The 25,018-nt window shown below is 69.9% G+C and carries 21 protein-coding genes; 5 read left to right on the top strand and 16 right to left on the bottom strand.

The features are described from left to right. Positions 1-105: 105 nt before the first annotated feature. The 3 genes from ABD212_RS03285 to ABD212_RS03275 form a co-directional block, all read right to left on the bottom strand. The gene (locus tag ABD212_RS03285) at positions 106-1,371 is read right to left on the bottom strand and encodes an RNA polymerase sigma factor (protein ID WP_344091151.1); all 1,266 of its coding nucleotides are present in this window, start codon (positions 1,369-1,371) and stop codon (positions 106-108) included. Next, positions 1,368-1,736 carry a YciI family protein gene (locus ABD212_RS03280; protein WP_344091150.1) on the bottom strand — a complete coding sequence of 123 codons (369 nt, stop codon included), beginning with the start codon at positions 1,734-1,736 and terminating at the stop codon, positions 1,368-1,370. The genes ABD212_RS03285 and ABD212_RS03280 overlap by 4 nt, the downstream gene beginning before the upstream one ends. Positions 1,737-1,820: 84 nt before the next feature. After that, entirely contained in the window at positions 1,821-3,170 is a 1,350-nt protein-coding gene (locus ABD212_RS03275; RefSeq protein ID WP_344091149.1) for a M50 family metallopeptidase, read from the bottom strand. A gap of 110 nt (positions 3,171-3,280) precedes the next feature. On the opposite strand from ABD212_RS03275, the gene ABD212_RS03270 reads away from it, so the two are divergent. Then, a complete protein-coding gene (locus ABD212_RS03270) occupies positions 3,281-4,903 on the top strand; it encodes a Mur ligase family protein (protein WP_344091148.1) in 1,623 nt (540 codons plus the stop codon). Between the two features lie 130 nt (positions 4,904-5,033). On the opposite strand, the gene dxr is transcribed toward ABD212_RS03270, so the two are convergent. Together dxr and ABD212_RS03260 are read right to left on the bottom strand one after the other, a co-directional pair. Continuing rightward, a complete protein-coding gene (dxr, locus tag ABD212_RS03265) occupies positions 5,034-6,122 on the bottom strand; it encodes a 1-deoxy-D-xylulose-5-phosphate reductoisomerase (RefSeq protein WP_344091146.1) in 1,089 nt (362 codons plus the stop codon). Positions 6,123-6,197: 75 nt separating this feature from the next. After that, entirely contained in the window at positions 6,198-6,977 is a 780-nt protein-coding gene (locus ABD212_RS03260) for an FKBP-type peptidyl-prolyl cis-trans isomerase (RefSeq protein WP_344091144.1), read from the bottom strand. A 380-nt stretch (positions 6,978-7,357) separates the two neighbouring features. On the opposite strand from ABD212_RS03260, the gene ABD212_RS03255 reads away from it, so the two are divergent. Then, positions 7,358-8,074, top strand: coding sequence for a lysophospholipid acyltransferase family protein (locus ABD212_RS03255; RefSeq protein ID WP_344092403.1), 717 nt, complete (start codon positions 7,358-7,360; stop codon positions 8,072-8,074). 23 nt (positions 8,075-8,097) lie between these two features. Here ABD212_RS03255 and ABD212_RS03250 read toward each other — a convergent pair whose 3' ends face one another. Continuing rightward, on the bottom strand, positions 8,098-8,574 hold the full coding sequence (locus ABD212_RS03250; RefSeq protein WP_344091142.1) for an OsmC family protein: 477 nt from the start codon (positions 8,572-8,574) through the stop codon (positions 8,098-8,100). A gap of 53 nt (positions 8,575-8,627) precedes the next feature. Here ABD212_RS03250 and ABD212_RS03245 point away from each other — a divergent pair, with 53 nt between their 5' ends. After that, complete coding sequence (locus ABD212_RS03245; protein ID WP_344091140.1) at positions 8,628-9,617, top strand: asparaginase; 990 nt, start codon at positions 8,628-8,630, stop codon at positions 9,615-9,617. Positions 9,618-9,673: 56 nt separating this feature from the next. Then, entirely contained in the window at positions 9,674-10,789 is a 1,116-nt protein-coding gene (gene ald / locus ABD212_RS03240; protein WP_344091137.1) for an alanine dehydrogenase, read from the top strand. Between the two features lie 468 nt (positions 10,790-11,257). Here the strand turns inward: ald and ABD212_RS03235 are convergent, their stop codons facing one another. From ABD212_RS03235 to ABD212_RS03200, 8 genes are all read right to left on the bottom strand, one after another. Beyond that, positions 11,258-12,802 (bottom strand): APC family permease, encoded by a 1,545-nt coding sequence (locus ABD212_RS03235; RefSeq protein ID WP_344091135.1) that lies wholly within the window; start codon positions 12,800-12,802, stop codon positions 11,258-11,260. A gap of 31 nt (positions 12,803-12,833) precedes the next feature. Continuing rightward, the gene (locus ABD212_RS03230) at positions 12,834-15,698 is read right to left on the bottom strand and encodes an FtsK/SpoIIIE domain-containing protein (RefSeq protein ID WP_344091133.1); all 2,865 of its coding nucleotides are present in this window, start codon (positions 15,696-15,698) and stop codon (positions 12,834-12,836) included. 66 nt (positions 15,699-15,764) lie between these two features. Further along, positions 15,765-16,559 carry a PP2C family protein-serine/threonine phosphatase gene (locus ABD212_RS03225; protein ID WP_425561225.1) on the bottom strand — a complete coding sequence of 265 codons (795 nt, stop codon included), beginning with the start codon at positions 16,557-16,559 and terminating at the stop codon, positions 15,765-15,767. Between the two features lie 58 nt (positions 16,560-16,617). After that, positions 16,618-18,684, bottom strand: coding sequence for an ABC transporter ATP-binding protein (locus ABD212_RS03220; RefSeq protein WP_344091128.1), 2,067 nt, complete (start codon positions 18,682-18,684; stop codon positions 16,618-16,620). Further along, positions 18,681-20,414, bottom strand: coding sequence for an ABC transporter ATP-binding protein (locus ABD212_RS03215; RefSeq protein ID WP_344091126.1), 1,734 nt, complete (start codon positions 20,412-20,414; stop codon positions 18,681-18,683). Before ABD212_RS03215 ends, ABD212_RS03220 begins: the two co-directional genes overlap by 4 nt. A 2-nt stretch (positions 20,415-20,416) precedes the next feature. Beyond that, positions 20,417-21,031, bottom strand: a complete 615-nt coding sequence (locus ABD212_RS03210; protein WP_344091124.1) for a TetR/AcrR family transcriptional regulator — start codon at positions 21,029-21,031, stop codon at positions 20,417-20,419. 81 nt (positions 21,032-21,112) lie between these two features. Further along, the gene (locus ABD212_RS03205; protein ID WP_344091122.1) at positions 21,113-22,099 is read right to left on the bottom strand and encodes an aldo/keto reductase; all 987 of its coding nucleotides are present in this window, start codon (positions 22,097-22,099) and stop codon (positions 21,113-21,115) included. Positions 22,100-22,179: 80 nt separating this feature from the next. Next, positions 22,180-23,076: a large exoprotein gene (locus tag ABD212_RS03200; RefSeq protein ID WP_344091119.1), complete on the bottom strand. Its 897-nt coding sequence runs from the start codon at positions 23,074-23,076 to the stop codon at positions 22,180-22,182. A 171-nt stretch (positions 23,077-23,247) separates the two neighbouring features. Between ABD212_RS03200 and ABD212_RS03195 the strand changes: the two genes are divergently transcribed. After that, entirely contained in the window at positions 23,248-23,739 is a 492-nt protein-coding gene (locus ABD212_RS03195) for a DUF4282 domain-containing protein (protein ID WP_344091117.1), read from the top strand. Between the two features lie 36 nt (positions 23,740-23,775). On the opposite strand, the gene ABD212_RS03190 is transcribed toward ABD212_RS03195, so the two are convergent. Continuing rightward, positions 23,776-24,525, bottom strand: coding sequence for a YaaA family protein (locus ABD212_RS03190; RefSeq protein WP_344091115.1), 750 nt, complete (start codon positions 24,523-24,525; stop codon positions 23,776-23,778). A gap of 230 nt (positions 24,526-24,755) precedes the next feature. Further along, positions 24,756-25,016 (bottom strand): F0F1 ATP synthase subunit epsilon, encoded by a 261-nt coding sequence (locus tag ABD212_RS03185; RefSeq protein WP_344091113.1) that lies wholly within the window; start codon positions 25,014-25,016, stop codon positions 24,756-24,758. Positions 25,017-25,018 lie beyond the last annotated feature (2 nt).

The following is a 25,018-nucleotide window of genomic DNA, read 5'->3' as shown; positions in this document are numbered from 1 at the left end:
GGTGAGGCCACCACAAGCAGCTCGGGGCGCGTAGTGTCCGTTGGGGCGATCATCGTGCGCCCCGACGGACGGACTTCGCCCCAACCCGGCCGGAGGCCGAGTCGACTACCGGCCGTCCGCCATCCGCGAGGCGAGCAGCCGCCGCTCGGCGTCGTTCGCCGTCAGCTCGAGCGCGTGCAGATCGGCTGCGAGCGCGTCATCGGGGCGACCGAGTTCGCGCAGCAGCTGCGCGCGAACCGCATGCCACAGGTGATAGCCCGCGAGCCGGTCCGCCAAGGCGTCGACCTCGGCGAGCGCCTCCGCCGCCCCTTCCACGCGCGCGAGCGCGACGGCCCGGTTGAGACGAACGACCGGCGACCGGTCGTACCTCAGCAGCAGGTCGTAGAGGGTCAGCACCTGCAGCCAGTCCGTCGTGGCGGAGTCGGCGGCATCTGCGTGACACGCCGCGATCGCAGCATGAAGCTGCCAGCGACCCGGGCGCCGCACGCGCGCTGCGCGCTCGAGCGCCGCCCGCGCATCGGCGAGGAGCGCCGCGTCCCATCTCGACCTGTCCTGCTCACCGAGCAGCACGAGTTCGCCCTCCACCGCGCGGGCGGGCTCCCTGGCGCGGTGGAACTCGAGAAGAGCGAGAAGACCCTGTGCCTCGGCCTCGCGCGGCAGCGCCGCCGCGACCACACGAGCGAGCCACAGTGCGTCGTCGGCGAGGTCGCGGTCGGCGGTCGCATCGCCGCCGGCCACCAGGTGCGCCTCGCTGTACATGACCGACACGACGGTCAGCACGATGTCGAGACGCTCGGGCCGCTCGGCAGGCTCGGGAATCCGCAGCGGGATGCCGGCGGCGCCGATCTTGCGCTTCGCCCGGACGATCCGCTGCGCCACCGTGGCCTCGGGACTGAACGTCGCCCGTGCGATCTGCGGTGTCGTGAGCCCGCACACAGCACGGAGCGTCAGGGCGAGCTGAGCGTCCGGGGAGAGGGCCGGGTGGCAGCATCCGAACAGGAGCGGCAGTCGCTCGTCCGCATCGGCATCCGCCGCAACGGCGGCCGGCTCGACCTCCGGAGGCCCGGCGAGCAGAGTGAGCTTGTCACGGTACCTCGTCTCGCGTCGCAGCCGGTCCAGTGCGTTGTGCCTCGCGGCCTGCGTGAGCCATCCACCGGGATTCGGCGGTACACCGCGGCTGCGCCACTCGCGCAGGGCTTCCTCCACGGCCTCGGCCACCGCCTCCTCGGCGATGTCGAGGTTGCCGATCCAGGCGGTGAGCGCTCCGACGATACGCCCGTACTCCTCTCGCACGACGCGGGTGAGAAGCAGATCGGATGCCGCTGCCCGGTGCTCCCCCGAGCCCCGGGCCGCGGCATCCGGCGCGCTCATTGCTCCATGTGGCTGTAGTCCACGACCATCGGACGGATCTCGACAGAGGTGCCGGGCAGCTCCAGCATCGGCCATGTCTTGACGATCGCGATGGCGGCGTCGAGGTCGGCCACATCCAGCACGCTGAACCCGCCGACGACCTCTTTCGCCTCGGAGAACGGCCCGTCCGCGACGACGGGAGCGTCACCGCCGTAGGTGACGGTGGTCGCGGTCGTGACGGGCTGCAGCTCCGCACCCGAGTCGGAGATCTGCTCGGCGTGCGCGCCGAACCAGTCGTAGACCCGGCGGTAGACCTGCTCGGCCCGCTCCGGCGGCACCGCCGAGTCGAGTTCGGGCGTGGACGTGAACATGATGACGTACTTCACGGTCGTGATCCTTTCGTCAGTGGAACCGTTTCATTCCCACAGCGAACGGACAAGGCCGGAATCGACATCCGACTCTGAAAATCCTCAGAAGAGCGACACCGGGTTGAAGATGTCGGCCAGGATCAGGACGGCGCCCATGGCGACGAGCGCGATCACGACGACGAATGTCACGGGGACGAGCTTGGTCGCATCCACGGGCTTCGGCGGTGGGCGGTGGAAGATCCTCGCCCACCCGCGCTTGATGCCGTCCCACAGTGCGACTGCGATGTGACCCCCGTCGAGCGGCAGCAGCGGGATCATGTTGAACACGAACAGCGCGATGTTCAGCGATGCGAGCAGCGACAGGAGTCCGGCCACGCGGTTGAGCACGGGTGCGTCGGCCGATGCGACCTCACCGGCGAGCACGCCGGCACCGACGACGCTCAGCGGCCCGTTGGGATCGCGCTCCTGGCCCGTGACGAGCGAGACGCCCGTCTGCCACACCTTCACCGGCAGCTGGAACACCACGCCTGCTACGGCCCCCACATTCTCGACGGCCGCCTGCGGCCCCGCCCAGATCGGCTGACGTACGTACTGCACTTCCTGACGGATGCCGGCGAAGCCGACCTCTTGGGTCATGGCGCTGCCGTCGGGGTTCAAGACCGCCTTGCCGGACGAATCCGTCACCGGCTGCATGACGGCGACCGGAGTGAGGTTCACGCTGTGAACGACGCCGTCGCGCTCGACGACCACGATGAGGGTGCGGCCGGGCGACTTGCGGATGATGGCGGATGCCTCGGCGAAGGTGTTCACACCGGTGCCGTCGACCGAGACGATGACGTCTCCCGCCTGGAGCCCCGCGGCTTTCGCCGGGGCGATGGGGTCGGATGCCGCGCACGTGGTGCGGGTGACGCCGCTCGGGATTACGCACTCGCTGACGCTCTGCACGGTGGTGGTCGCCGTCTGCACGCCGATGCCCGAGAGCAGGATCGCGAACAGCACGAGGGCGAGGAGCAGGTTCATGACAGGCCCGCCGAGCATGATGACGACGCGCTTCCAGACCGGGAGGCGGTAGAAGACCCTATCGTCGTCCTCGCTCAGCAGCGTCTCGTCGTTCGCCGTGCGGGCGTCCTGCACCATCGTCGCAAAGAAGCCGCCGCCGGCGCGGCCGGTGCGGTGGCCGGTGACGGCGCCGTTCCTGCGGCGGAGGGCCGGTGACGGCGGATACATGCCGGCCATCGAGATGTAGCCGCCGAGTGGGATCGCCTTGAACCCGTACTCGGTCTCGCCCCGCCGACGTGACCACAGCGTCGGGCCGAATCCGATCATGTACTGGCCGACGCGGACGCCGAACTTCTTCGCCGGGAGCAGGTGGCCGAGCTCGTGGAGCGCGATGGACACGGCCAGCCCCACGACCAGGAGCACCACACCGATGACGAACGCGATCACTTCCACAACCGTTACGGTACCCGCCCCGGCCTTTGAGTTCGCCGTGACCTGAGCGACGCGCACCGCGGCGCGCACGCACCGATGGGCAGGCGTGCGAATGAGAAGATGGATGCGCCATGCCCACAGACGCGCCCTCGAACCTGCCCCCCGTGCTCCGCCCGGACGCGCCCCCCGCCCACACGCTCGACGATCTCGCCGCGCGATTCGGCATCGACGTCCGCGGCGAGACCGGCGGGGTGACCCTGACCGGGCTGACGCTCGCGACCGCCGACCTGCGGCCGGGAGACGTGTTCGTCGCCGTCCGCGGCGCGAACCGCCATGGCGCCGAGTTCGCCGCGGCCGCCGCTCAGAAAGGTGCGGTCGCGGTCGTGACGGATGCCGCCGGCGCCGACCGCGCTGCCGAGAGCGGCCTGCCGGTGGTCGTCGTCGACGACCCGCGCGGCATCCTCGGCGATCTGTCGGCGTGGGTCTACGGAACCGGGCGGGACGACCGGCTGCCGATCCTGTTCGCGCCCACCGGGACCAACGGCAAGACGAGTGTCTCCCACCTGCTCGAAGGGATCCTCGGCCAGCTCGGCGTGGTCACGGGTCTGTCCTCCACCGCCGAGCGTCACATCGCCGGGCAGGTGATCGTGTCGCGACTGACGACCCCCGAGGCCTATGAGATGCACGCACTCCTTGCGCTCATGCGCGAGCGCGGCGTCGAAGCGGTCGCCGTCGAGGTCAGCGCCCAGGCCCTGAGCCGCCGCCGGGTCGACGGCCTCGTGTTCGACGTCGCGGGGTTCACCAACCTGTCCCACGACCATCTCGACGACTACGCCGACATGCGCGAGTACTTCGAGGCGAAGCTGCCGCTGTTCCGCCCGGACCGCTCGCGCCGCGCCGTCGTGTGCCTGGACTCGGTCGCGGGCGCGGAGGTCGTCGTCCGCAGCGAGGTGCCGACCGTGACGATCCGCACCCCCGCCATCGCCGCGGACCCCGCGCGCGCAGGTGCGGCGGACTGGGTCGTCGAGATCCTCGAAGAGCGCCAGACCGGAACCGAGTTCCGCCTCGCGGCGCGGGACGGCCGCACGCTCACCGCGGTGGTGCCGGTCATCGGTCGCCACATGGCGGCGAACGCGGGGCTTGCCATCGTGATGATCCTCGAGGCGGGCTACGCGTGGGACCGTCTGGTCGCCGCGCTCGACGGCAAGCGCATCGACGCCTACCTTCCGGGGCGCACCGAGCTGGTGTCGGGCGCGCGGGGCCCAGCGGTCTACGTCGACTTCGGCCACTCCCCCGACGCCTTCGAGAAGACGCTCGCCGCAGTGCGCCATGTCACGCCCGGCAAGGTGCTGATGCTCTTCGGCGCCGACGGCGACCGCGACGCGACCAAGCGGCATGACATGGGCCGAGCCGGTGTCGAGGGCAGCGACATCCTGGTCATCACGGATCACCACCCGCGCTTCGAGGATCCCGAGTCGATCAGGGCGACTCTCATCGAGGGTGCGAGAAGAGCGCGACCGGATGCCGACATCCGCGAATACTCCCCGCCCGAGCGGGCGATCGTCGAGGCGGTCGCGCTCGTCGGCGACGGCGATGCCATCCTGTGGGCCGGGCCCGGTCACCAGGACTACCGGGACATCCGCGGCGTGCGCACGCCGTACTCCGCGCGGGAGCTCGCCCGTCGCGCGGTGAAGGCCGCAGGCTGGCCGGTCCCGGACCCGCACTGGCCCGTCCCGTACCCGCCCGACGCCTGATCAGAACCACCGCGGCGCCAGGACCCCCGGTCGCTGAGCGAGCGCAGCGAGACCCAGCCACCGGGGCGACGGAACCACCGGGCGCTGAGCGATCGCAGCGAGACGAAACGCTCCGGACGCCTCAGCAAGCTCAGCGAGCGGATGCCGCGATCGCGCGGTCGGCGGCATCCCTCGCCCACCGCTCGGCGTCGGCGAGCGTCTCACGGGTGAGCTCGGTCGGAGCCTCGTGCGCGTCCACGATCCGCTCGACGGTGTCGACGATGCCGAGGAATGAGAGCCGCCCCTCGTGGAACGCGTCGACCGCCTGCTCGTTGGCCGCGTTGAAGACGGCGGGATACGTGCCGCCGGCCCGCCCGACGTGCTTGGCCAGCCGCACCGCGGGGAACGCGGAGATGTCCAGGGGCTCGAAGGTCCACGAGGAGACCACCGTCCAGTCGAGCGGCCTGCCCACCCCCGCCACTCGGTGAGGCCAGTCCAGCCCGAGCGAGATCGGCAGCCGCATGTCGGGCGGCGATGCCTGCGCGATCGTCGAGCCGTCGACGAACTCGACCATCGAGTGGACGATCGACTGCGGGTGCACCACGACGTCGATATCGCTGTATGGCACGCCGAACAGCAGATGAGCCTCGATCACCTCGAGGCCCTTGTTCACCAGTGTCGCGGAGTTCGTTGTGACGACGCGGCCCATGTCCCAGGTGGGATGCGCGAGCGCTTCGGCCGGCGTCACGTCGGCGAGCGACGCGCGCGTCCGCCCGCGGAACGGCCCGCCGGATGCCGTCAGCACCAGCCGCCGGACTTCGGCGTGCTCCCCGGATCGCAGCGCCTGCGCGATCGCCGAGTGCTCGGAATCGACCGGTACGATCTGGCCCGGCTGTGCGCGCGCCGTCACCAGGTCGCCGCCGACGATGAGCGACTCCTTGTTCGCCAGTGCCAGGACCCGGCCGGCCTCCAGCGCGGCGAGCGTGGGACCGAGCCCCACGGACCCGGTGATGCCGTTGAGCACGACATCTGCCTCGACATCCCTCACCAGCTGCTCAGCCTCATCGGCGCCGAGTGCGGTGGCCTCGACCCCGAACTCAGCCGCCTGCGCCCCGAGCAGCGCGCGGTTCGATCCGGCTGACAGGCCGACCACCTCGAACCGGTCGGGATTGCTGCGGATGACGTCGAGCGCCTGGGTGCCGATCGATCCTGTGGAGCCTAGGATCAGGACGCGTCGCATCGCACCAGCCTAGCGAGACGCGTCTCGTCGACCCTGATCCTGTCACCGGACCCACGCCGAGGCCGGGGACGCCGGCTACTTGGCGGCAGGCGGCTGGGCAGCGAGGATGTCGACGACGAAGACGAGCGTCTGGCCTTTCAGATCGGCGTCGGTGATCTCGCCCTCGCCGTAGGCGGCGGACGGCGGGAGCACCGCGATCACCTGCGAGCCCACGGTCTCGCCGGTCACAGCATCCGAGAAGCCCTGCACCACTCCGGTGCCGACGGTGAAGCTGAGCGGCTGCTTGCCCCAGCTCTCGTCGAAGACCTTGCCGGTGTTCCATGAGACGCCGTGGTACTGCACGAGCACCGTGTCGCCTGCGGCGACGACGGGACCGTCGCCCTTCTTGAGCGTGGCCTTCTTGAACTCGGTCGGCATGTCGCCCTTCGGGAGGGTGACCGTCGGAGAGCTGTCGGCGTCGAGTTTGACAGTCGGCATGCCGGCGACCGGCTTCTGCGGGTCGCCCCACGCCGCAACCGGTGTGGTGCCGAGGACATCGAGCACCCACACGGTGGCTGCGGCCTGCTCGCTGGCAGGGACCGCCATGACGATTCTCGAGCCCTGCGTGGCGCAGCCGAAGAACTGGTCAGCGCCTGAGCCCACGGTGACCGCGACGGGGGGGATCGCCGAATCGTAGCCGCCGGACTGGATCAGCTTTCCGGTCGACGCGTCGTAGATCGACGCGGCGTAGTTGACGATGTCGCCCGTTTCGATCGGGTCGCCCTTTCCCTCGACGACGACGGTCCGCTCTGCGCTCTTGATGTCGAGGGGTGCCGTGAAGGTGACCTTCGCTACCTTGCCCGGATCACCGGTCACTTTGACGCCCTTGGAGATCGATCCGGACGGCGCGGCCGACGCGCAGATGGCGGACGCAGCGGAGCCGGTCGCACTCGGCGATGGGCTGGCCCCGGATCCGGATCCCGAGCAGCCTGCGAGCAGCAGCGCGGACAAGGCGGCGACGGAAAGAGCAGCGAGCGGGCGAATGCGCACGGAAGGACCTCTTGACGAAAGGGAAGGGGAGAGGTCCAGTCTCCCCCATGTTTCCTCTGTCTCGGCTGAGAGCCGGCATGCCGATACCGGAATGGAATCGGGAGTACCCTCGACGGGTGACATCCGAGGACGCACCCGAGCCGACGAATGCGGCTGCGCCAGGGGATGACGTCGCGGCGAGTGAGGTCGAGCCGGAGGCGCGCGTCATGGGTGCGACGTACTTCCTCGGCCGATTCATCCTGACGCCGTTGGCGCGGCTCGTGTACCGCCCGCACATCGAGGGACGCTCGCGTGTGCCGAAGAACGGGCCGGTGATCTTCGCGAGCAACCACCTGTCGTTCCTCGACTCGATCGCGATCCCTGTGGTGGCACCGCGGCCGGTGCACTTCCTCGCGAAGGCCAGCTACTTCGAGGGCAGCGGGCTCTCCGGATGGGCCTCCCGCGAGTTCTTCACCGCGATCGGCGCCGTCCCGGTGCAGCGCGGTGCAGGTCAGGCGGCTCTGGACGCACTCGACCAGCAGCGGGTCCTGCTCGAGCAGGGCAGCGCGGTCGCTCTGTATCCCGAAGGCACGCGGTCACTGGACGGCCGCCTCTACAAGGGCCGCACGGGGGTGGCGTTCCTCGCCTTGCAGACCGGCGCTCCGGTCGTTCCGGTGGGGCTCATCGGCACCGACAAGGTGATGCCGGTCGGCGCCAAGCTGCCATCGCTCCGGCACCGCGTCACGGTGAAGTTCGGCGACCCCCTCGACCTCTCGCACCACGGCCCGGCGGACTCGGGCAAGGCCCGCCGTCTCGCGACGGACGACATCATGTCCGCCATCCATGCGCTCTCGGGCCAGGTGCTCGCGAACGCGTACAACGAAGTCCCCGCGCACACTCCCATCGAGCGGATCAGGCAGGTCCTGCCCCACGAGCGCCGCTGACCCGCTGGCGCCGCGAGACCACGTCAGCCCCCCGCGATCTCGACCGCCGGCTCATGACGGACGGGGAAGTTCACCGAGTTCGCGATGAAGCACCACCGGTGCGCCTGCGCGTGGGCCGCGGTCGCGGCATCCACCATCGACTCGTCGGCGACCGTCACGCGGGGGCGCAGCACGACCTCGCGGAACGCCCCTCCGCCGCGGCCGTCTTCGACCATGACCCCGGCTGCGTCGTCCTCGTACGCGACGACCACGACGCCCGCCGTCACGCACGCGTGCAGGTACGACAGCAGGTGGCACTGGCTCAGGGCGGCCAGCAGCAGATCCTCCGGGTTCCACCGCGAGGGGTCGCCGCGGAAGGGCTTGTCGGCGGATGCGGCGAGCGCCGGCTTTCCGTCGATCCCGATCGTCGCCGACCGGTCGTAGTCGCGGTAGCCGGAGGTGCCGGTGCCGCGGTCTCCCGTCCAGGTGGTCCGGACGGAGTATCGATGCTCACCGAACATGCGCAACAGTCTGTCACGCGGATGCCGCCGTCCCGGCGGGTAGGCTGGCGGACGTGCCGCAGACTTTCGCCGCAGCCGACGCCGTCGAGCTCGCCGTCGTCGAGCGGAGCGGTTTCGTGGAGTCGCGCCACACCGGCATCGCGATCGTCCTCGCCGCCGACGGCACCGTGGCCACGCAGCTGGGGGATCCGACATCCGTGGTGCTGCCGCGTTCGAGCCTCAAGCCGCTGCAGGCGCTCGCCTGCCTCGCGGCGGGGGCGCCGCTCGACGGCGAGCGGCTGGGTCTCGCCACGGCGAGCCACTCCGGCACCGATCGGCACGTCGCGGTGGTGCGCGACATCCTCGATTCGGCCGCCCTCGGCGACGACGCGCTGGCGTGCCCGCCGGCCTGGCCGGGCGACACGGCGACTCGCGACGAGCTGGTGCGCCAGGGGACCGAGCCGTCGCGCATCCGCATGAACTGCTCCGGCAAGCACGCCGCGATGCTGCTCACCTGCGTGACGAACGGCTGGGGTGTCTCCGGCTACCTCGAGCCCGAGCATCCGCTCCAGCTCCACATCCGCGAGGTCGTCGAGCGCCTCATCGGTGAGAAGGTCGCTGCGACGGCGGTCGATGGATGCGGCGCGCCGGTGTTCGCCACGACCCTGTTCGGACTGGCGCGCGCGGTGCACCGCATCGGCAACTCGTCGACCACGTCGCCGTTCGCGCTGCATCGGAGCGCGGGCGTCCTCGTGCAGGCGGTGCGCGCGAACCCGTGGACGATCGACGGACCCGGCCGGCCCGACACGATCGTGATCGAACGGCTCGGAGTCTTCGCGAAGGGCGGAGCCGAGGGCGTCATGGTGATGGTCGCCCCAGACGGCACCACCGTCGCCCTCAAGATGCTCGACGGCAGCGGTCGCGCGGCCACCGCCGTGGCGCTGCGGCTGCTCGAGCGGGCGGGCGCACTCTCCGCATCGGAAGTGTCCGATGCGATGGCGAAGCTTCCCCTGGCGGTCTCCGGCGGCGGGCAGGATGTCGGGGCGATCCGCCCCGCGTTTTAGAGGCGCTCCCACAACGAGCGCGAGCGCTCCAATGGCGGAGCGGAAAGGATCCCACGATGAGGATCAGCGTCCCCACCGAAGTCAAGAACAACGAGTACCGCGTAGCACTCACGCCCGCGGGCGTGCACGACCTGGTCGCCTCCGGGCATGAGGTGTTCGTGCAGCGCGGCGCGGGCCTCGGCTCTTCCATGCCGGACGCCGAGTACGAGTCCGCCGGGGCGACGCTCCTCGACGATCCCGCCGACGTGTGGGGCCGCGCCGAGCTGCTGCTCAAAGTCAAGGAGCCCATCGCGAGCGAGTACGGGTACTTCCGCGACGATCTGGTCCTCTTCACATACTTGCACCTGGCCGCGGACCGTCCCCTCACCGACCGGCTCGTCGCCGACAGGGTGACCGCGATCGCGTACGAGACGGTGCAGCTCGCCGGCGGGGGGCTGCCGCTCCTCGCGCCCATGTCGGAAGTGGCGGGGCGCCTCGCACCGACTGTCGGTGCCGCAACGCTGATGCGCTCGGCCGGCGGGCTCGGGCTGCTGATGTCGGGCGTGCCCGGCACGCGGTCGGCACGAGTGACCGTCATCGGCGGCGGCGTCGCCGGGGCGAACGCCGCGGTGATCGCCGTCGGCCTCGGCGCGGACGTCACTGTCTTCGACACGAACGTGCAGCGGCTTCGGTACCTGGACGATCACTTCCAGGGGCGCGTGAAGACCGCGGCATCCAACCCCTTCGACCTGGACCGCGCGGTGGTGGACTCCGATCTGGTGATCGGGTCGGTGCTGATCCCCGGCGCGAAGGCGCCGAAGCTTGTCACCAACGACATGGTCTCGCGGATGCGGCCAGGGAGCGTGCTCGTCGACATCGCCGTGGACCAGGGCGGCTGCTTCGAGGACACCCGGCCGACCACCCACGCCGATCCCACATTCATGGTGCACGGCAGCGTGTTCTACTGCGTCGCGAACATGCCCGGCGCCGTGCCGAACACGTCGACCTCGGCGCTCACGAACGCCACGCTCCCCTACATCCGTCAGATCGCCCGGCGCGGCTGGAAGGACGCGCTACGAGCGGATGCCGCGCTCGCTGCCGGTCTCAACACCCACGCCGGGCAGGTCGTCAATGCCGGGGTCGCCACCGCCCATGGCATGGACCTCGCTCCCCTCGCCGACGCCATCGTCTGACTGACCCCGCCCGGGCGCCGGTTTGGGGCGCATCCTGTCCGGTGGGGCGGATCTCCTGCGCCCCGACGGACAAATACCGCCCCAAACCCTGCGGTAACGGGGTCCGGGCGACGCCGGCGCCATCGACCCCACCGGTCGGGCCGTGACGCGGGTTCGGGGCGCATCCTGTCCGGTGGGGCGGATCTCGTGCGCCCCACCGGACCGATACCGCCCCGAACCCGGAGTATCCCGGGCGACGCCGGCGCCATCGACCCCACCGGTCCTCGCCGTGACGCGGGCCACACGGGGGCGCCGGCTCCACCGGCGTGACCGCGACCCGGGTTTGGGGCGCGCCCTGTCCGTTGGGGCGGATCTCCTGCGCCCCAACGGACCATTACCGCGCCGAACCCGCGGTAACGGGGTCCGTGCGAGACCCGCGACACCGGCACCGCGGTCGCGGAGACCGCGCGCCGCGAACGCCGGCTTTCGTCAGGCGAGCCCGCCGTCGACGGAGCGCAGGTAGTCCGCGGGGTCTTCGGGGACGAGCACGGGCGTCTCCCGGTTCAGGCTCTCGCCTCGGAAGAAGGCCTTCGAACGTGGGAACACGAACCAGAGGAACATCAGCAGCACGCCGAACGCCAGGGCGCCGACGCCCATCACGAAGGACCCGCCGACGCCGAGCAGGACCGAGTACCCGTAGTCGACACTCCACATGTCGATCGCCGACTGCACGAATGCGTAGGTCAGCATCAACGCGCCGAGCAGCGGGAGCAGGAACTTGTAGAAGAAGTTCCTCGTCGACGCGAAAAGTTCACGGCGGTAGTACCAGACGCACGCGTACCCCGTGATCGCGTAGTAGAACGCGATCGCGAGGCCGAGCGACAGGATCGAGTCCTGCAGGATGTTGTCGTTGATCAACGTGAACGCCACGTAATACACGATGGCGACGACACCCATGACGAGCGTCGAGAACGAGGGGGTCTTGTACTGCGGGTGGACGCTGGCGAACCTCCTGGGCAGCGCCTTGTACGCCGCCATCGCGAGGGTTCCGCGGGCCGTCGGCAGGATCGTCGTCTGGGTCGACGAGATCGCCGAGATCATCACCGCGACCACGAGCAGCCACCCGACGGGTCCGAGCAGGCCGTCCTTGATCGCCAGGAAGAAGTCGTCGGCGTTCGCCTCATTGCCGAGGCCGGTGCCCTCGGTGCCGAGGCCCGCGTACATCATCGCCGCGACAGTCACGCCGACGTACGTGACGAGGAGGATGACGGTGGTCAGCAGTGCCGCACGTCCGGGGATGCGCTTCGGATCCTTCGTCTCCTCGTTGAGGGCGAGGCACGTGTCCCAGCCCCAGTAGATGAAGAGGGCGAGCAGGATCGCCTCGACGAACGCGTTCCAGTCACCGAACGCGAACGGGTTGAACCACGACCAGTCGAACGGCGTCGGGTCGGGGGCCGTGCCGGCGAAGAACTGCCAGAGTGCCGCGACGAAGAAGACGGCGAGCGCGAGGTACTGGATGCCGAGCAGGATGTTCTGGATGCGCTCGCCGATCTCGACACCGCGCCACGAGACCCAGGTCATGGCCGCGATGAAGATCACGCCGACGAGGATGACGCGCCAGTCGTTGTTCTGATCGAACTCCACGCCGAACAGGTTCCAGAAGTAGATGGATGCCACCTGCGCGAGGTTCGCGAGGACGACCATGCCGGCGACGGCGACGCCCCAGCCGCCCATCCAGCCCACCCAGGGGCCGAAGGCCTTGGTGCCCCAGGTGAAGGTGGTGCCGCAGTCGGGGATCTCGTTGTTGAGCTCTCGATACGCGAAGGCGATGAACAGCATCGGGACGAACGCGATCACGAATGCAATCGGCGCCTGCGCGCCCACCGCGATCACGACGAATCCGAGGGTCGCGACGAGCGAATACACCGGTGCGGTCGAGGCGAGCCCGATGACTGTCGAACCCCACAGTCCGAGCGTGCCGGCGGCGAGACCTTTTCCTTCGGGTCGTTCCAGGTCTATCGGGGATGTAGCCACACAGCGAAGGTATGGCGATCGCCACAGCCGGTCAAGACACCCCTGCGCGACGGCCTGTGGGTGCCTGTGGGCCGGGAAGGACGATCCGTACGGGCTCCGCGCCCGCGGAGACGAGCCATGCCCTCCCGCGCCCGGGCTCGCAGTACGGCGCGAGCGAGCGAGAGCCCGTCAGGAGGCGAAGCTCCGCGCCGCACGAACCGTCCACCACGAGATCGTGATCGGAGCGGACTTCCGCCAGCACGCGCCAGTGCCGCTGCCAATCATCCGGCTCGCCCGTGAGGACGAGCTGCCCTTCGGCGCTCATTCCAGGGTCTGTGACGTACGCATCGATCGTCGCGATACGGATGCCGCGCTCCTCCCACGATGAGAGCGCCGCGCGTGCGGCGGGGGAACGCCGTGCCGCGAAGCCCGTCAGCCGGGCGCGCGGCCACCACAAGGCAGCCGTGATCGGTGTGCCCGCGGGGGTGCGCGAGACGTGCGCGACCTGGATCGACACGCCGTCGAACCTGCCGCGTCCGGGCGGCGCGTCCGGCGAGAACTGCACCGGGTCGCCGCCCGCCGCCAGGTGATCGGCACGGGACGGCATCGGCAGCAGGACGCGTCGCGGCAGCAGGTCGGCGAGCCGCGCAGCGGCTCCCGTCACCCGCTGCGCCGCGGCAACGACGAGGATCCGCGACTCCCCCGCCCCGCGCAGCAGGCGCTCGAGCCGCTCCATGACTTCGCGGGCGTGATCGTGCGGGAAGCGCGCAGAGATGGTGTCGAGGTCGTCGATCAGGACCACGCTGCCTGGCGCGGGCGGACGGTCGACCAGGTCGGCCACGGCATCCCACGCCTCTTCGGAGGTCGACGGAATCCGCACGACCGCCGCAGGCGCCTGTGCCGCGATCGCGGCGAGCGCCGTCGACTTGCCGGAGCCCGGTCCGCCGATCACCAGCAGCCCGCGATCCTCGATCCGCACCCCGGCCGGCCGCTGCCGCTGCCGGTCGGGTTCGTCCGCGAGGCCCAGCACGAACAGCCCCTTCTCGTCGCCGGACGACCGCAGCTCATCGAGCGAGATGCGGCTCGGCAGCGCAGGCAGCCACGGTCGTCGCGGCCGCGGGCCGTCGGCACTCGCGATGACCGCGTCGACGTCCGCGGCATCCGAGAGGGCTATGCGCACGAGCCGCGGTGCGCCATCGCCGCCCCGTCGCAGCAGGGCGAGACCCCGGCCGCTCGCATCGCCGGGGAGGTTCGCCGCCTCATCGGATCCGATCAGGGCGCGGCTGTCGGACGCGTCCGTCACCCGAAGACTGATTCGCAGCGGACAGTTCGCGAGCAGACTCTCACGGATCACCCCTGCGGCCCGCTGGGTGCCGAGAATGAGATGGATGCCGAGCGCCCGGCCGCGGGCGGCGACGTCGGAGAAGACCGCGTGCAGTTCGGGGTGGTCGCCGAGAAGTGCCGCGAACTCGTCGACGACCACCACCAGTCGCGGCAGGTCGACGCGCGGATCGAGGATGTCGCGGGCACCGACGCCGGCGATGGCGGATTCGCGCCAGCGAACCTCCGCGCGCAGGCTCTCGATCGCCCGGCGCGCGCCGGCGCCGTCGAGGTCCGTGATCACACCGGTGACATGCGGCACCTGCGCGAGGCCGTCGAACGCGGTGCCGCCCTTGAAGTCCGCGAGGAGGAAGCTGACCTCGCGCGTCGAGCGGGTCGCGCACAGCGCGAGGATCCACGAGATGAGCAGTTCGCTCTTGCCCGACCCGGTCACCCCCGCGACCACGGCGTGCGGCCCGTCGGCGACGAGGTCGACGACAGCCGGCTCGACGCCCTGGCGTCCGATCAGCGCCGGAAGTGCGCCACCGCGCCCCGCCGGTGCGTCGGCGAGAAGCTCCGCCAGCGCGATCGGGAGGTCCGGACGCGACGGGATGCCGAGGCTGCGCTCGGCGCGGACGCGCAGGTCGTCCGCGATGCTCGCCGCCTGCTCGGATCCGAGCGCCTCGAGGTCGACGTGGAACACGTCGCCCGCGTAGTCCACGCGGGCCTCCTCGAGCGACAAGACGGCGATCGAGACCGCGCAGCGCGGAGGGTGCGGCGCGCCGCCTTCTTCGCGCACGAGCAGGATGTCGGCCTCCGGCGGCACCGTCTCACCCGGGCCCAGCAGCGCCAGGCGCAGCCCCGACGCCGCGCGTCGGTGCGGCAGGTGCTCGGCCCACGCGCGGTCGTCGGGCAGCGGGCCGACGACGCGCAGCTCGCCGGGCGGGTAGGCGAGGCACAGCTGGACCACGAGTGCTCGCTGCACCGCCGCGGCGACCACGGCGGGCCCGGTGATCGCGACGCCGTCCGTCGCCGGCACGACGACCGGTGCACCGGTCAGCCGGGCGGCCCGACTGCGCAGGGACGCGGCGTCCGGATCACCCTCGCCGCCGGTGATGCGAATCGCGCTCGCCGCCTCGCCGGTCCCGATCACGAGCGCTTCGCCTCGCCCGGGGACGCTTCGCCAGATCTCGTCGTCGCGCGCGGCGAACGACCGGACATCGGGGTGTCGCGCCCACCGGCGCCGGCGTTCGGCGTCGTGGCGGCGCGTCACCTCGGCAGACACCCGCTCGCGCGCCGCCGCCGCGTCGATCTGCGCACGGCGGCGGTCTCGTCGGGCGCCGCGCGCAGCGTCGAGCATGGTGGCGCCGGCGATGAGAGGCCCGAGGGCGGCGAACAGCAGGGTGAACATCGACCCTGTCACGAGGTAGAGCACCACCGCGCCGATGAGGGGCACGATCGACGCGACGATCGGCAGCGGCGGCCGAGCGGGACGCATCCACGCCGCGGGAAGAGTCAGCGACTCGGTCTCATGCAGGAGATCGGGATCGCTCGAGAGAGGGGCCGGCGCGAGGACCGGTACGGCAGAACGGAGCACGGGTCCATCCGACCCCGGAATCGTCCGGGTCCGAACGCGCAGCGGGCGATCTGTGGAGCGCGGGGGTCAGCTCGCGGCTGGGGAGGACCCGACGTCGAGCACGACGATCGTGATGTTATCGCGACCGCCGTTCTCCAGCGCCGCCTCCAGCATCGCCGAGACGGCGGCGGCAGGATCGTCGTTCTCCTCGAGGAAGTGCCGGATGCCGTAATCGGTGAGCTCTTTGGTCAGGCCGTCCGAGCAGATGACGAAGCGATCGCCGGCCACGACATCCAGCCGCACGTAATCCGGCGTGACGCTCTCGGTCGGTCCCACAGCACGCGTGATCACGTTGCCGTACGGGTGGTTCTCGGCTTCCTCAGGGCTGAGCCGTCCGGCCGCGATGAGCTCCTGCACGACGGAGTGGTCGGTCGTCACCTGGACGATCGATCCGTCCCGCGCCAGATACACCCGCGAGTCCCCGATGTTGAGGGTCACCCAGTGCGGCGCCTCGCCGCTCGTGTCGAGGTACACACCCGTCAGCGTGGTCCCCGTTCCGTCATCCGTCGTCTCGGGGTGGGACGCGATGTCCTTGACCGCGCGGGTGAGCGCCTTCTCGATCGATTTGGCGGTGACCTGACCCGTGCCTGCGACATCCCGCAGCCGCTCGATCGTGCTCGTGCTCGCGATCTCGCCGCCGATGTGCCCGCCCATGCCGTCTGCGACGACGAAGAGGGGGAACTCCGCGAAGACGGCGTCCTGGTTGACATCGCGGCGGCGCCCGGTGTGCGTCGCCGCGGCCCAGCGAAGCTCGAGCGTGCCGTTGTGCACGGTCACGGAGTGAGACTGCGTGGATACTCCAGGCACGCGGTGTCCCTCCATGGTCCGGCGAACGAGCCGCGGCCGGCGACCGTCGGCGTGCTCACATCCTAGTGGACGGTCAGTCTTCGACCTCGAACCCTTCCTCGGCTCCGGCGATGAGGTCGGCCACGGTGGGAACCGGCGCAGCACCGGTGAGCACCGGCACACGCACGTCCTCGTCCTCGATCGCGGCCTCGAACTGCGCGTTGTACAAGCGCCAGTACGCGCCCTTGGCCTCGAGCAGCTCATCGTGCGAGCCCTGTTCGACGATCGCACCGTCCTCCATCACGAGGATCAGATCGGCATCCCGGATGGTCGAGAGCCGGTGCGCGATGACGAAGGCCGTGCGGTCTTCGCGGAGCCTCGACATCGCCCGCTGGATGAGCAGCTCGGTGCGGGTGTCGACGCTCGACGTGGCCTCGTCCAGGATCAGCAGACGGGGATCGGCGAGGAACGCGCGGGCGATCGTCACGAGCTGGCGCTCGCCGACGCTGAGGTTCGTGGCCTCGTCGTCGAGCATCGTGTCGTACCCGTCCGGCAGCGCGTGCACGAATCGGTCGACATACGCGGCGGTCGCGGCGGCGATGATCTCCTCCTCTGACGCGTCCGGACGTCCATAGGCGATGTTCTCGCGGATGGTGCCGGCGAACAGCCAGGTGTCCTGGAGCACCATGCCGGTGCGAGAACGCAGGTCGTCGCGGGTCATGCGCATCGTGTCGACGCCGTCGAGGGTGATCCTTCCGCCCTGCACGTCGTAGAAGCGCATGATGAGGTTCACCAGCGTGGTCTTGCCGGCACCCGTCGGTCCGACGATCGCGATGGTGCTGCCCGGCTTCGCGGTGAGGCTGAGGCCCCCGATGAGCGGCTTGTCGGGGCTGTAGCTGAACGCGACATCCTCGAACTCGAGGCGGCCGGCAGACGCGTGCGCCGACTCGGCATCCACGTCGTCAGGGTCCTCCTCCTCCTCGTCGAGCAGCTCGAACACCCGCTCGCCGCTGGCCACGCCGGACTGCAGCAGGTTCGCCATCGAACCCAGCTGACTGAGCGGCTGGGTGAACTGACGCGAGTACTGGATGAAGGCCTGCACATCGCCGATCGAGAGCAGCCCCGCCGCCACCTGCAGACCGCCGACGACGGCGATCGCGACGTACACCAGGTTTCCGATGAACATCATGGCGGGCATGATCGTGCCCGAGAGGAACTGCGCACCGAAGCTCGCGCGGTAGACCTCGGCGTTCTCGGTGCGGAAGTCGGACTCGACCTCGTGCTGGTGACCGAACACCTTCACGATGGAGTGCCCCGAGAAGGTCTCCTCGACGCGAGCGTTCAGGATGCCGGTGGCCTTCCATTGCGCGACGAACAGCTTCTGCGACCGCCGCGCCACGAGCACCGTGATCACGATCGTCAGCGGAATCGTCACGAGTGCGATGACGGCCAGCAGCGGCGAGATGACGAACATCATCACCAGCACGCCGACCACCGTGAGCAGCGAGATCACGACCTGCGACAGCGTCTGCTGCATCGACTGGCCGATGTTGTCGACGTCGTTCGTCACCCGGCTGAGCAGCTCGCCGCGCTGCACCTTGTCGAAGTACGAGAGCGGCAGGCGGTGGATCTTGTCCTCGACCTGCTTGCGCAGACGGTCCATGGCTCGCTGCACGATCCCGTTCAGGATGCGGGCCTGCAGCCAGCTGAACAGGCTGGCGAAAACGTAGACCGTCAGGACGAGCATGAGGATCATGCTGAGCTGCTGGAAGTCGATTCCGGCCCCGGGGACGAAGTCCATCGACGAGATCATGTCGGCCTGCTGCTGGTTGCCGGACGCGACGAGCTGGTCGATGACCTGCTGCTTCGTCACGCCTGCCGGCATCTGCATCGAGATGAAGCCCGCGAAGACCACGTTCGTCGCGTTGCCGAGGAGCTTCGGCCCGATCACCGAGAGACCGACGCTCAGGATGCTGAGCACCAGCACGACGACCAGCATGGGCATATCCGAGCTCAGCGTGGCGAGAAGGCGCTTCGCGCTGGGCCCGAAGTTCTGAGCCTTCTGGACCGGGACGCCCATGCCACGGCCCATGGGACCGCCGCCGCCTGGGCCGCGCGGGGTCGGAGGCGCGATGGGACGGGACTGCTGCGAGCCGCTCATGCTGCCGCCTCCACCGAGAGCTGCGAATCGACGATCTCGCGGTATGTCTCGCATGTCTCCACGAGTTCGTCATGCGTTCCGACGCCCACCATCCGGCCGTGATCGAGCACGACGATCTGATCGGCGTGCTGGATGGTCGAGACGCGCTGCGCCACCACCAGGCGCGTCGCATCGGGAAGGTGGGTGTCCAGGGCGCGCCGGAGCGCGGCATCCGTCCTCAGATCCAAGGCGGAGAACGAGTCGTCGAAGATGTAGACCTCGGGCCGTTTCGTGATGGCGCGCGCGATCGCGAGACGCTGGCGCTGCCCACCCGAGACGTTGGTGCCGCCCTGCGAGATCTGCGCCTCGAGCTTCTCGGGCATCCGCTCGACGAAGTCCCTCGCCTGGGCGAGCTCGAGCGCGCGCCACAGCTCGTCGTCGGTGGCTCGCATGTCGCCGTAGCGGAGATTGGACGCGATGGTCCCCGAGAAGAGGAAGGCGCGCTGCTGGACGAGTCCGACCCGCTCCCAGAGCTCGTCCGGGTCGTAGGCGCGCACGTCGACGTCGTCGACCCGGACGGATCCCGCCGTGACGTCGAACAGGCGGGCGACCAGCCCGATGAGCGTCGTCTTGCCCGCGCCCGTCGAGCCGATGATCGCCGTAGTCGTCCCCGGTTCGACCGCGAAGGTGATGTCGTGCAGCACGGCCTCTTCGGCGCCGGGGTAGGCGAAGTCGACGTGGTCGAACTCGATGCGTCCGGCCGGCGCGGGCGCGTCGACCGGCTCGACGGGTGCCACCACCGAGGGATCGGTGTCGAGCACCTGCCCGATCCGCTTGGCACACACGGCGGCGCGCGGGATCATGACGAACATGAACGTCGCCATCATGACGCCCATGAGGATCTGCATCATGTAGTTCAGGAAGGCGAACAGGGTGCCGATCTGCACACCTGCGTTCTGCACCTGGTAGGCGCCGAACCAGATGACCGCGACGCTCGACACGTTCATGACGAGCATGACCGCAGGGAACATCAGCGCCATGAGGTTCCCGGCACGCAGGCCGGTCGCCATCACGCCCTCGCTCGCCGTCGAGAACCGGGCGCGCTCCTCGCGCTCGCGCACGAACGCACGCACGACGCGGATGCCCGAGAGCTGCTCCCGCATGATCTGGTTGACGCGATCGATCTTGGCCTGCATCTGCGTGAAGGCGGGCACCATCCGCCAGACGATGAGGCCGACGATGATGAGCAGCACCGGCACCGAGACGGCCATGAGCCACGACAGGCCGGCATCCTGGCGCACCGCCATGATGACCCCGCCGATCGCGAGCATCGGGGCCGAGATCATCAGCGTCGCCGACATCTGCACGAGCAGCTGCACCTGCTGCACATCGTTGGTGTTGCGGGTGATGAGCGACGGAGCGCCGAACTGGCCCACCTCGCGCTGCGAGAAGCCGACGACGCGATGGAAGAGGTCGCCGCGCAGGTCGCGGCCCATGCCCATCGCGAGGCGCGAGCCGAAGTAGACCGCGACGATCGCACAGAGGACCTGGACCAGACTTATCGCGAGCATCACGCCGCCGGTCGACCAGATGTACGGGATGTCGCCCTTGACGACGCCGTTGTCGATGATGTCCGCGTTGAGCGTCGGCAGCAGGAGCGACGCGATCGATTGCGCGAGCTGGAAGACGACCACCGCGAGTACCAGCGGCCAGGCCGGGACGAGGTAGCGCACGAGGAGCTTGCCGAGCACGGTCAGTCCTTTCCGCGGGGCCGGCCCGCGATGCCGTAGAGGATGAACTGGACGAGTTCCTCGTCGTCCAGCGGTGATTGCCGGTGATGGGCGGGGATGGATGCCGCGACCACCGCGACCCGCAGCAGCACGGCGATGCGGTCGGAGGGGACCCCGAGCACCTCCGCGTCGGGCGCGAATGCTTCCGCGATCGCGGCTTCGAACGCACCCGACCTGGCGCGGGCCATGTACTCGCCCGCCTCGGCGGGCTCCAGCAGCGACAGCATCGCGAACACGCCCTTCGCGTGCTCGCGCGCGCCGCGCACGAGCCGCGCGACCTTCTCTTCCAGCGGAAGCGATGCATCGACGATCCCGGTCGACAGATGCGCCTCGGCTCCGTCGAAGAAGGCTCGCACCGACGCCCGGACGAGCGCGTCCTTGTCGCCGAACGCACGGAAGATGGTTCCCTCGGCGATCCCGAGGTGCTCTGCGAGCTGCCTGGTCGTGAGGGAGGTGCCCTGCTCGATGAACAGCGGGATCGCCTGTTCGGCGATCATCGCCCGCCGATCGTCGGGGGTCATCGGCTGCGCACGCTGCTTCACGAGCGGCGCGTCATCCAGGATCTCCGCTGCTGCCACTCCGGAAGTCTAAATGAGTGAGTACTCACTCCGGATGCCAGGCCGTTACGCTCAGGGCGAACACCCGGACGGTGGGCGGTCTCAGGCGGCCGGGTCCGCGGGGAGCGGGAAGATCTCGTCGATCGCGGCGAGTTCCTCCGTCGTGGGCGTCCAGGCCGTCGCGGCCGCGGCGTTCGCGTGGACCTGCTCGGGGCTCGTCGCGCCTGCGATCACGCTGGACAGCGCAGGCCGGTTGAGCAGCCATCCGAAAGTCGCCTCGAGCATCGTGATGTCCCGCTCGTCGCAGAACGCCTGGTACGACTCCAGCGCATCCCAGGGCGCCTCCTGCCACAGGTGCTGCCGCTGACGCATGATGCGCGAGTCCGCCGGCGCGTGATCGCGCGTGAACTTGCCGGTGAGCAGACCGTTGTACAGCGGGAAGAACGGGAAGAACCCGAGCCCGAAGCGCTCGACCGCCGGCAGCACCTCGCGCTCGGCCCCGCGGGCGAGCAGGCTGTAGTGGTTCTGCGCCGAGACGAAGGGGATGCCGGCGCGCTCGGCCGCGACGTAATGCGCCTCCGCGATCTGCCAGCCCGACAGGTTCGAGTGCCCGATGTAGCGCACCTTGCCCTCGCGGACCAGGTCGCCGAGGACGTCGAGGGTCTCTTCGATCGGCGTCTGCGGGTCGGGGGAGTGGAGTTGGTACAGGTCGATCCAGTCGGTCTGCAGACGGCTGAGGGATGCCTCGACAGCTCGCCGCACGTAGCCCCGGGAGGCCTTCCCACCTGACGCCGGGTACCCCATGTCGCGCCCGGAGTGGCCGAACTTGGTGGCGAGCGTGATCTGGTCGCGTCGGCCGCGCAGCGCTTCGCCCATGAGGGTCTCGGAGAGACCGGGGTCGTTGCCGTACATGTCAGCGGTGTCGAGGAAGGTGACGCCCGCGTCGATGGCGGCGTCGAGCACGGCGCGGGTGCCGGCGGGGGTCTCGGTCTTCGTGCCGCCGCGGCCGAAGTTGTTGCAGCCGAGGCCGACGGCCGAGACGAGCAGTCCGGAGGCGCCGACCCGGCGCAGAGGAACGGGTGAAGTCATCCTTCCACGCTATCCCGCGCAACCGGGTGTCGCCGAGACGTCGACGACCCCCACCAGCAGGTGGGGGTCGTCGACATCCGTTACGGCTTGGGTTGTTCGGGGGCTGCCGGCGGCTCGGTCGCCGGAGGCTCCGGCGCGGCCGGAGGCTCGGCCGCGGGTGCAGCGGGAGGCTCAGGCGTGACAGGCGGGGTAGGAGCTGCGGCGGGCGCGGACGGCGGCGGCTCATAGCCGGCCGGCGGCGTGGCTGCCGGCGGCGCGGCCGCAGGTGCGGCGGCGGGCGGCGGTTCGTAGCCGGCAGGCGGCGGGGCGTATCCCTCCGGAGCGGCCGGCGGCGGTGCGTAGCCGGCAGGCGGCGGGGCGTATCCCTCCGGAGCGGCCGGCGGCGGTGCGTAACCGGCAGGCGGCGGGGGCTGGTAGCCGGCCGGCGGTGCGTAGCCGGGACCTGCGACGGGGTTGGCGGGGTAGCCGCCCGCGGGGACCTGGCTCGGAATGCCGGCCCACGTCGTCTTGTCGGCCAGGAAGTTGCCGGCCCACGGGGCTGCCGGGATGGCGGTGTTCCAGCGCGACTTGTCGAAGGCGTTGATGCCTAGCCACACGATGAAGAGGAAGAAATACAGGATCAGCCAGATGGCCTCCTTCTGCAGCTTCAGCCCCACACGCCATGCCGCGAGGAGGGTGTAGAGGAACGCGGCGAGGAAGATGAGCTGTCCGAGGACGGGGACCCACCCGAGGACGATGCCGGCGCCCCACAGCACCAGGAGCCACCACGGGTTCAGATCGCCGAGCTTGACGAAGATCAGCGTGTTGTAGACCGGGATCCAGGCTCGCCACTTGCCCTGGACACCCGCCTTGTCGAAGACCCTCATGAAGAACCACGCCGTGATGACGTACCCGGCGATGGCGAGGATGAAGAAGACGGGAGCTATGAGCAGCCAGAAGGCCAGCATCCCGTATCCACTGTTGTCGTAGTAGTCCATAGGAGCCCCACTCTCTGTCGTCGGGAGTCGACGAGCTTTCCGTTGCAAGGATCTGCGCCCCTCATCGTAGCGACGCAGCCCACGCGGGCAAGGGAAACACGCAGAACGCCGAGTGTCGCTAGCCTGGCGAAATCGACTGTCCGACGATCGAACGTCCGAAAGGCACACGACATGAGCAGCTCCACTCCCCCCGTCCCCCCGCTCCCCGAACAGCCCGCGGCGGAAGCCGCACGTACGCCGCAGCCGCCCACCGGGGCGACGCAGACCTCGTCGGGCGCGGCCGTCGACCCCGACGACACCGGGGTGCCGACCTCGCTCAAGGGAGGTCTCGACGACATCGGGCGCGGATTCTTCTCGGCCCTGTTCGACGTCTCGTTCCGCACCTTCATCACGCGGCGACTCGCGAGCGTGTTCTACATCGTGGGGCTCATCGTGATCGCGATCGGCTTCCTGGTGTACTTCGTCACGGGGCTAGTCAACGGCATCCGGCTTCTGCAGTTCAACGTCGGCGGCGGCGTGAGCCTGCTGGTGGCCACGGTGGTGCTGGTGCCGCTCGCCACCTTCCTCGCGATCATCGTGCTGAGATTCGTCATCGAGGCTGTCGTCGCGCTGATCGCGATCGCCGAGAACACCGAGCGCACGGCGCAGCACACCGAGCGCTGACCCGCGTCGCGGGGAACGATCATCCGGGTGGCCGCTTCACACGAACAGCCGGAGCTCGCCTCGTTCTCCGTCTCGTACGCGCAGGCCCGCGGCATCCGCCCAACGCAGCAGTCCGACCCGCGACGCGATGCGGGGGCGCTCGAGGGCGAGACGTCGCGTCAAGGCGCCCTTCGCGTGCTTGTTGAAGTGGTTCAGCGCACGGACGGCTCCCCCGCCGGCCTCCGTGACGACCCGGACATACGCCGACGGCACGCGGGAGGGGACCGGACCGAGCGCCGCGTACGCCTCGGATCGCAGGTCGAGGACGAACGACGGCGCGGCTGACGCGAACGCGTCGGTCACGGCATCCGCCCAAAGCCGCGTCGGGGGCGCGAGCCCCGGAAGCGACGCCGACGCCCCGAGCCGGTACGCGGGGATCCGGTCCAGGGCCGCCACCGGACCGAACGGGGCGGAATGGATCAGCACGTGACGTCCGAGCCATGCGCGGGCCGCGGACGGAAGGGATGCCGCGCCCAGCGCGTCGTAGAGCACACCGGTGTAGCGGTCTACCGCGGCGGTCGTCGGCGCGATTCGCAGATCGGCGTTCACGGCGATCTCATCCCGTTGCGTGGCACCGAGCTTCAGGATCCGGGCAGCCGCATCCTCGTCCGCGGAGAGGCGGATCAGCGCGTCGACCACGGATTCGCGCTGCGGCACGAGGGACGGCAGCGTGAGGCTGTTCAGATCGACCGGGCGTCCCCGTCCACCGGGCCGCTTGGTCTCCGAAGGTGGCAGCAGAATCAGCATGTGGGGTCAGAACGCCGAACGCGTTTCGTCTCGCTGCGCTCGTTCGACGACCGGATACCGCGACGCGTTTCGCCCTCCCTGCTCGCTCGACGACTGGATAACAGTACGCGGTCGTCGAGCTGAACGAGCAACGAAACCCGCGGATGCCGGAACCGGGTGGTTGCGCGTGGCGAAAGCACGCCGATCCGCGACCCGGGTCGTCGAGCGAGTCGCAGGCGAGACGCAACGCGTCAGGAGATGATCCTGGCGTTTCCCGCGACGACCGTCAGCTGGTCGCCTTCCATCGAGACGAAGCCGTCCTGCGCATTCGCGATGATCTTCGCTCCGGAGGTCTCGGTGATGCGCACCTCGCCGGCGGCCAGCACCCCGAGGAAGGGCTCGTGACCTACCATGATCCCGATCTCGCCGATGACCGTCCTCGCCACGACGAGGCTCGCCTCGCCTGCCCAGACCTCGCCATCCGCTGACACGAGGCTCACGTTCAGCGGCATGA

It is taken from the genome of Microbacterium deminutum (assembly GCF_039530205.1).
Lineage (GTDB): Bacteria > Actinomycetota > Actinomycetes > Actinomycetales > Microbacteriaceae > Microbacterium > Microbacterium deminutum.
The sequence above is the reverse complement of the archived record's forward strand: the minus strand, read 5'-3'. Positions and strand labels throughout refer to the sequence as shown.

Excerpts from the sequence above, each read along its gene's own strand:
- ABD212_RS03285 (WP_344091151.1), bottom strand. The coding sequence starts at position 1,371 with ATGAGCGCGCCGGATGCCGCGGCCCGGGGCTCGGGGGAGCACCGGGCA.
- ABD212_RS03270 (WP_344091148.1), top strand. The coding sequence starts at position 3,281 with ATGCCCACAGACGCGCCCTCGAACCTGCCCCCCGTGCTCCGCCCGGAC.
- dxr (WP_344091146.1), bottom strand. The coding sequence starts at position 6,122 with ATGCGACGCGTCCTGATCCTAGGCTCCACAGGATCGATCGGCACCCAG.
- ABD212_RS03255 (WP_344092403.1), top strand. The coding sequence starts at position 7,358 with ATGGGTGCGACGTACTTCCTCGGCCGATTCATCCTGACGCCGTTGGCG.
- ABD212_RS03250 (WP_344091142.1), bottom strand. The coding sequence starts at position 8,574 with ATGTTCGGTGAGCATCGATACTCCGTCCGGACCACCTGGACGGGAGAC.
- ald (WP_344091137.1), top strand. The coding sequence starts at position 9,674 with ATGAGGATCAGCGTCCCCACCGAAGTCAAGAACAACGAGTACCGCGTA.
- ABD212_RS03225 (WP_425561225.1), bottom strand. The coding sequence starts at position 16,559 with ATGGAGGGACACCGCGTGCCTGGAGTATCCACGCAGTCTCACTCCGTG.
- ABD212_RS03220 (WP_344091128.1), bottom strand. The coding sequence starts at position 18,684 with ATGAGCGGCTCGCAGCAGTCCCGTCCCATCGCGCCTCCGACCCCGCGC.
- ABD212_RS03205 (WP_344091122.1), bottom strand. The coding sequence starts at position 22,099 with ATGACTTCACCCGTTCCTCTGCGCCGGGTCGGCGCCTCCGGACTGCTC.
- ABD212_RS03200 (WP_344091119.1), bottom strand. The coding sequence starts at position 23,076 with ATGGACTACTACGACAACAGTGGATACGGGATGCTGGCCTTCTGGCTG.
- ABD212_RS03195 (WP_344091117.1), top strand. The coding sequence starts at position 23,248 with ATGAGCAGCTCCACTCCCCCCGTCCCCCCGCTCCCCGAACAGCCCGCG.
- ABD212_RS03190 (WP_344091115.1), bottom strand. The coding sequence starts at position 24,525 with ATGCTGATTCTGCTGCCACCTTCGGAGACCAAGCGGCCCGGTGGACGG.
- ABD212_RS03185 (WP_344091113.1), bottom strand. The coding sequence starts at position 25,016 with ATGCCGCTGAACGTGAGCCTCGTGTCAGCGGATGGCGAGGTCTGGGCA.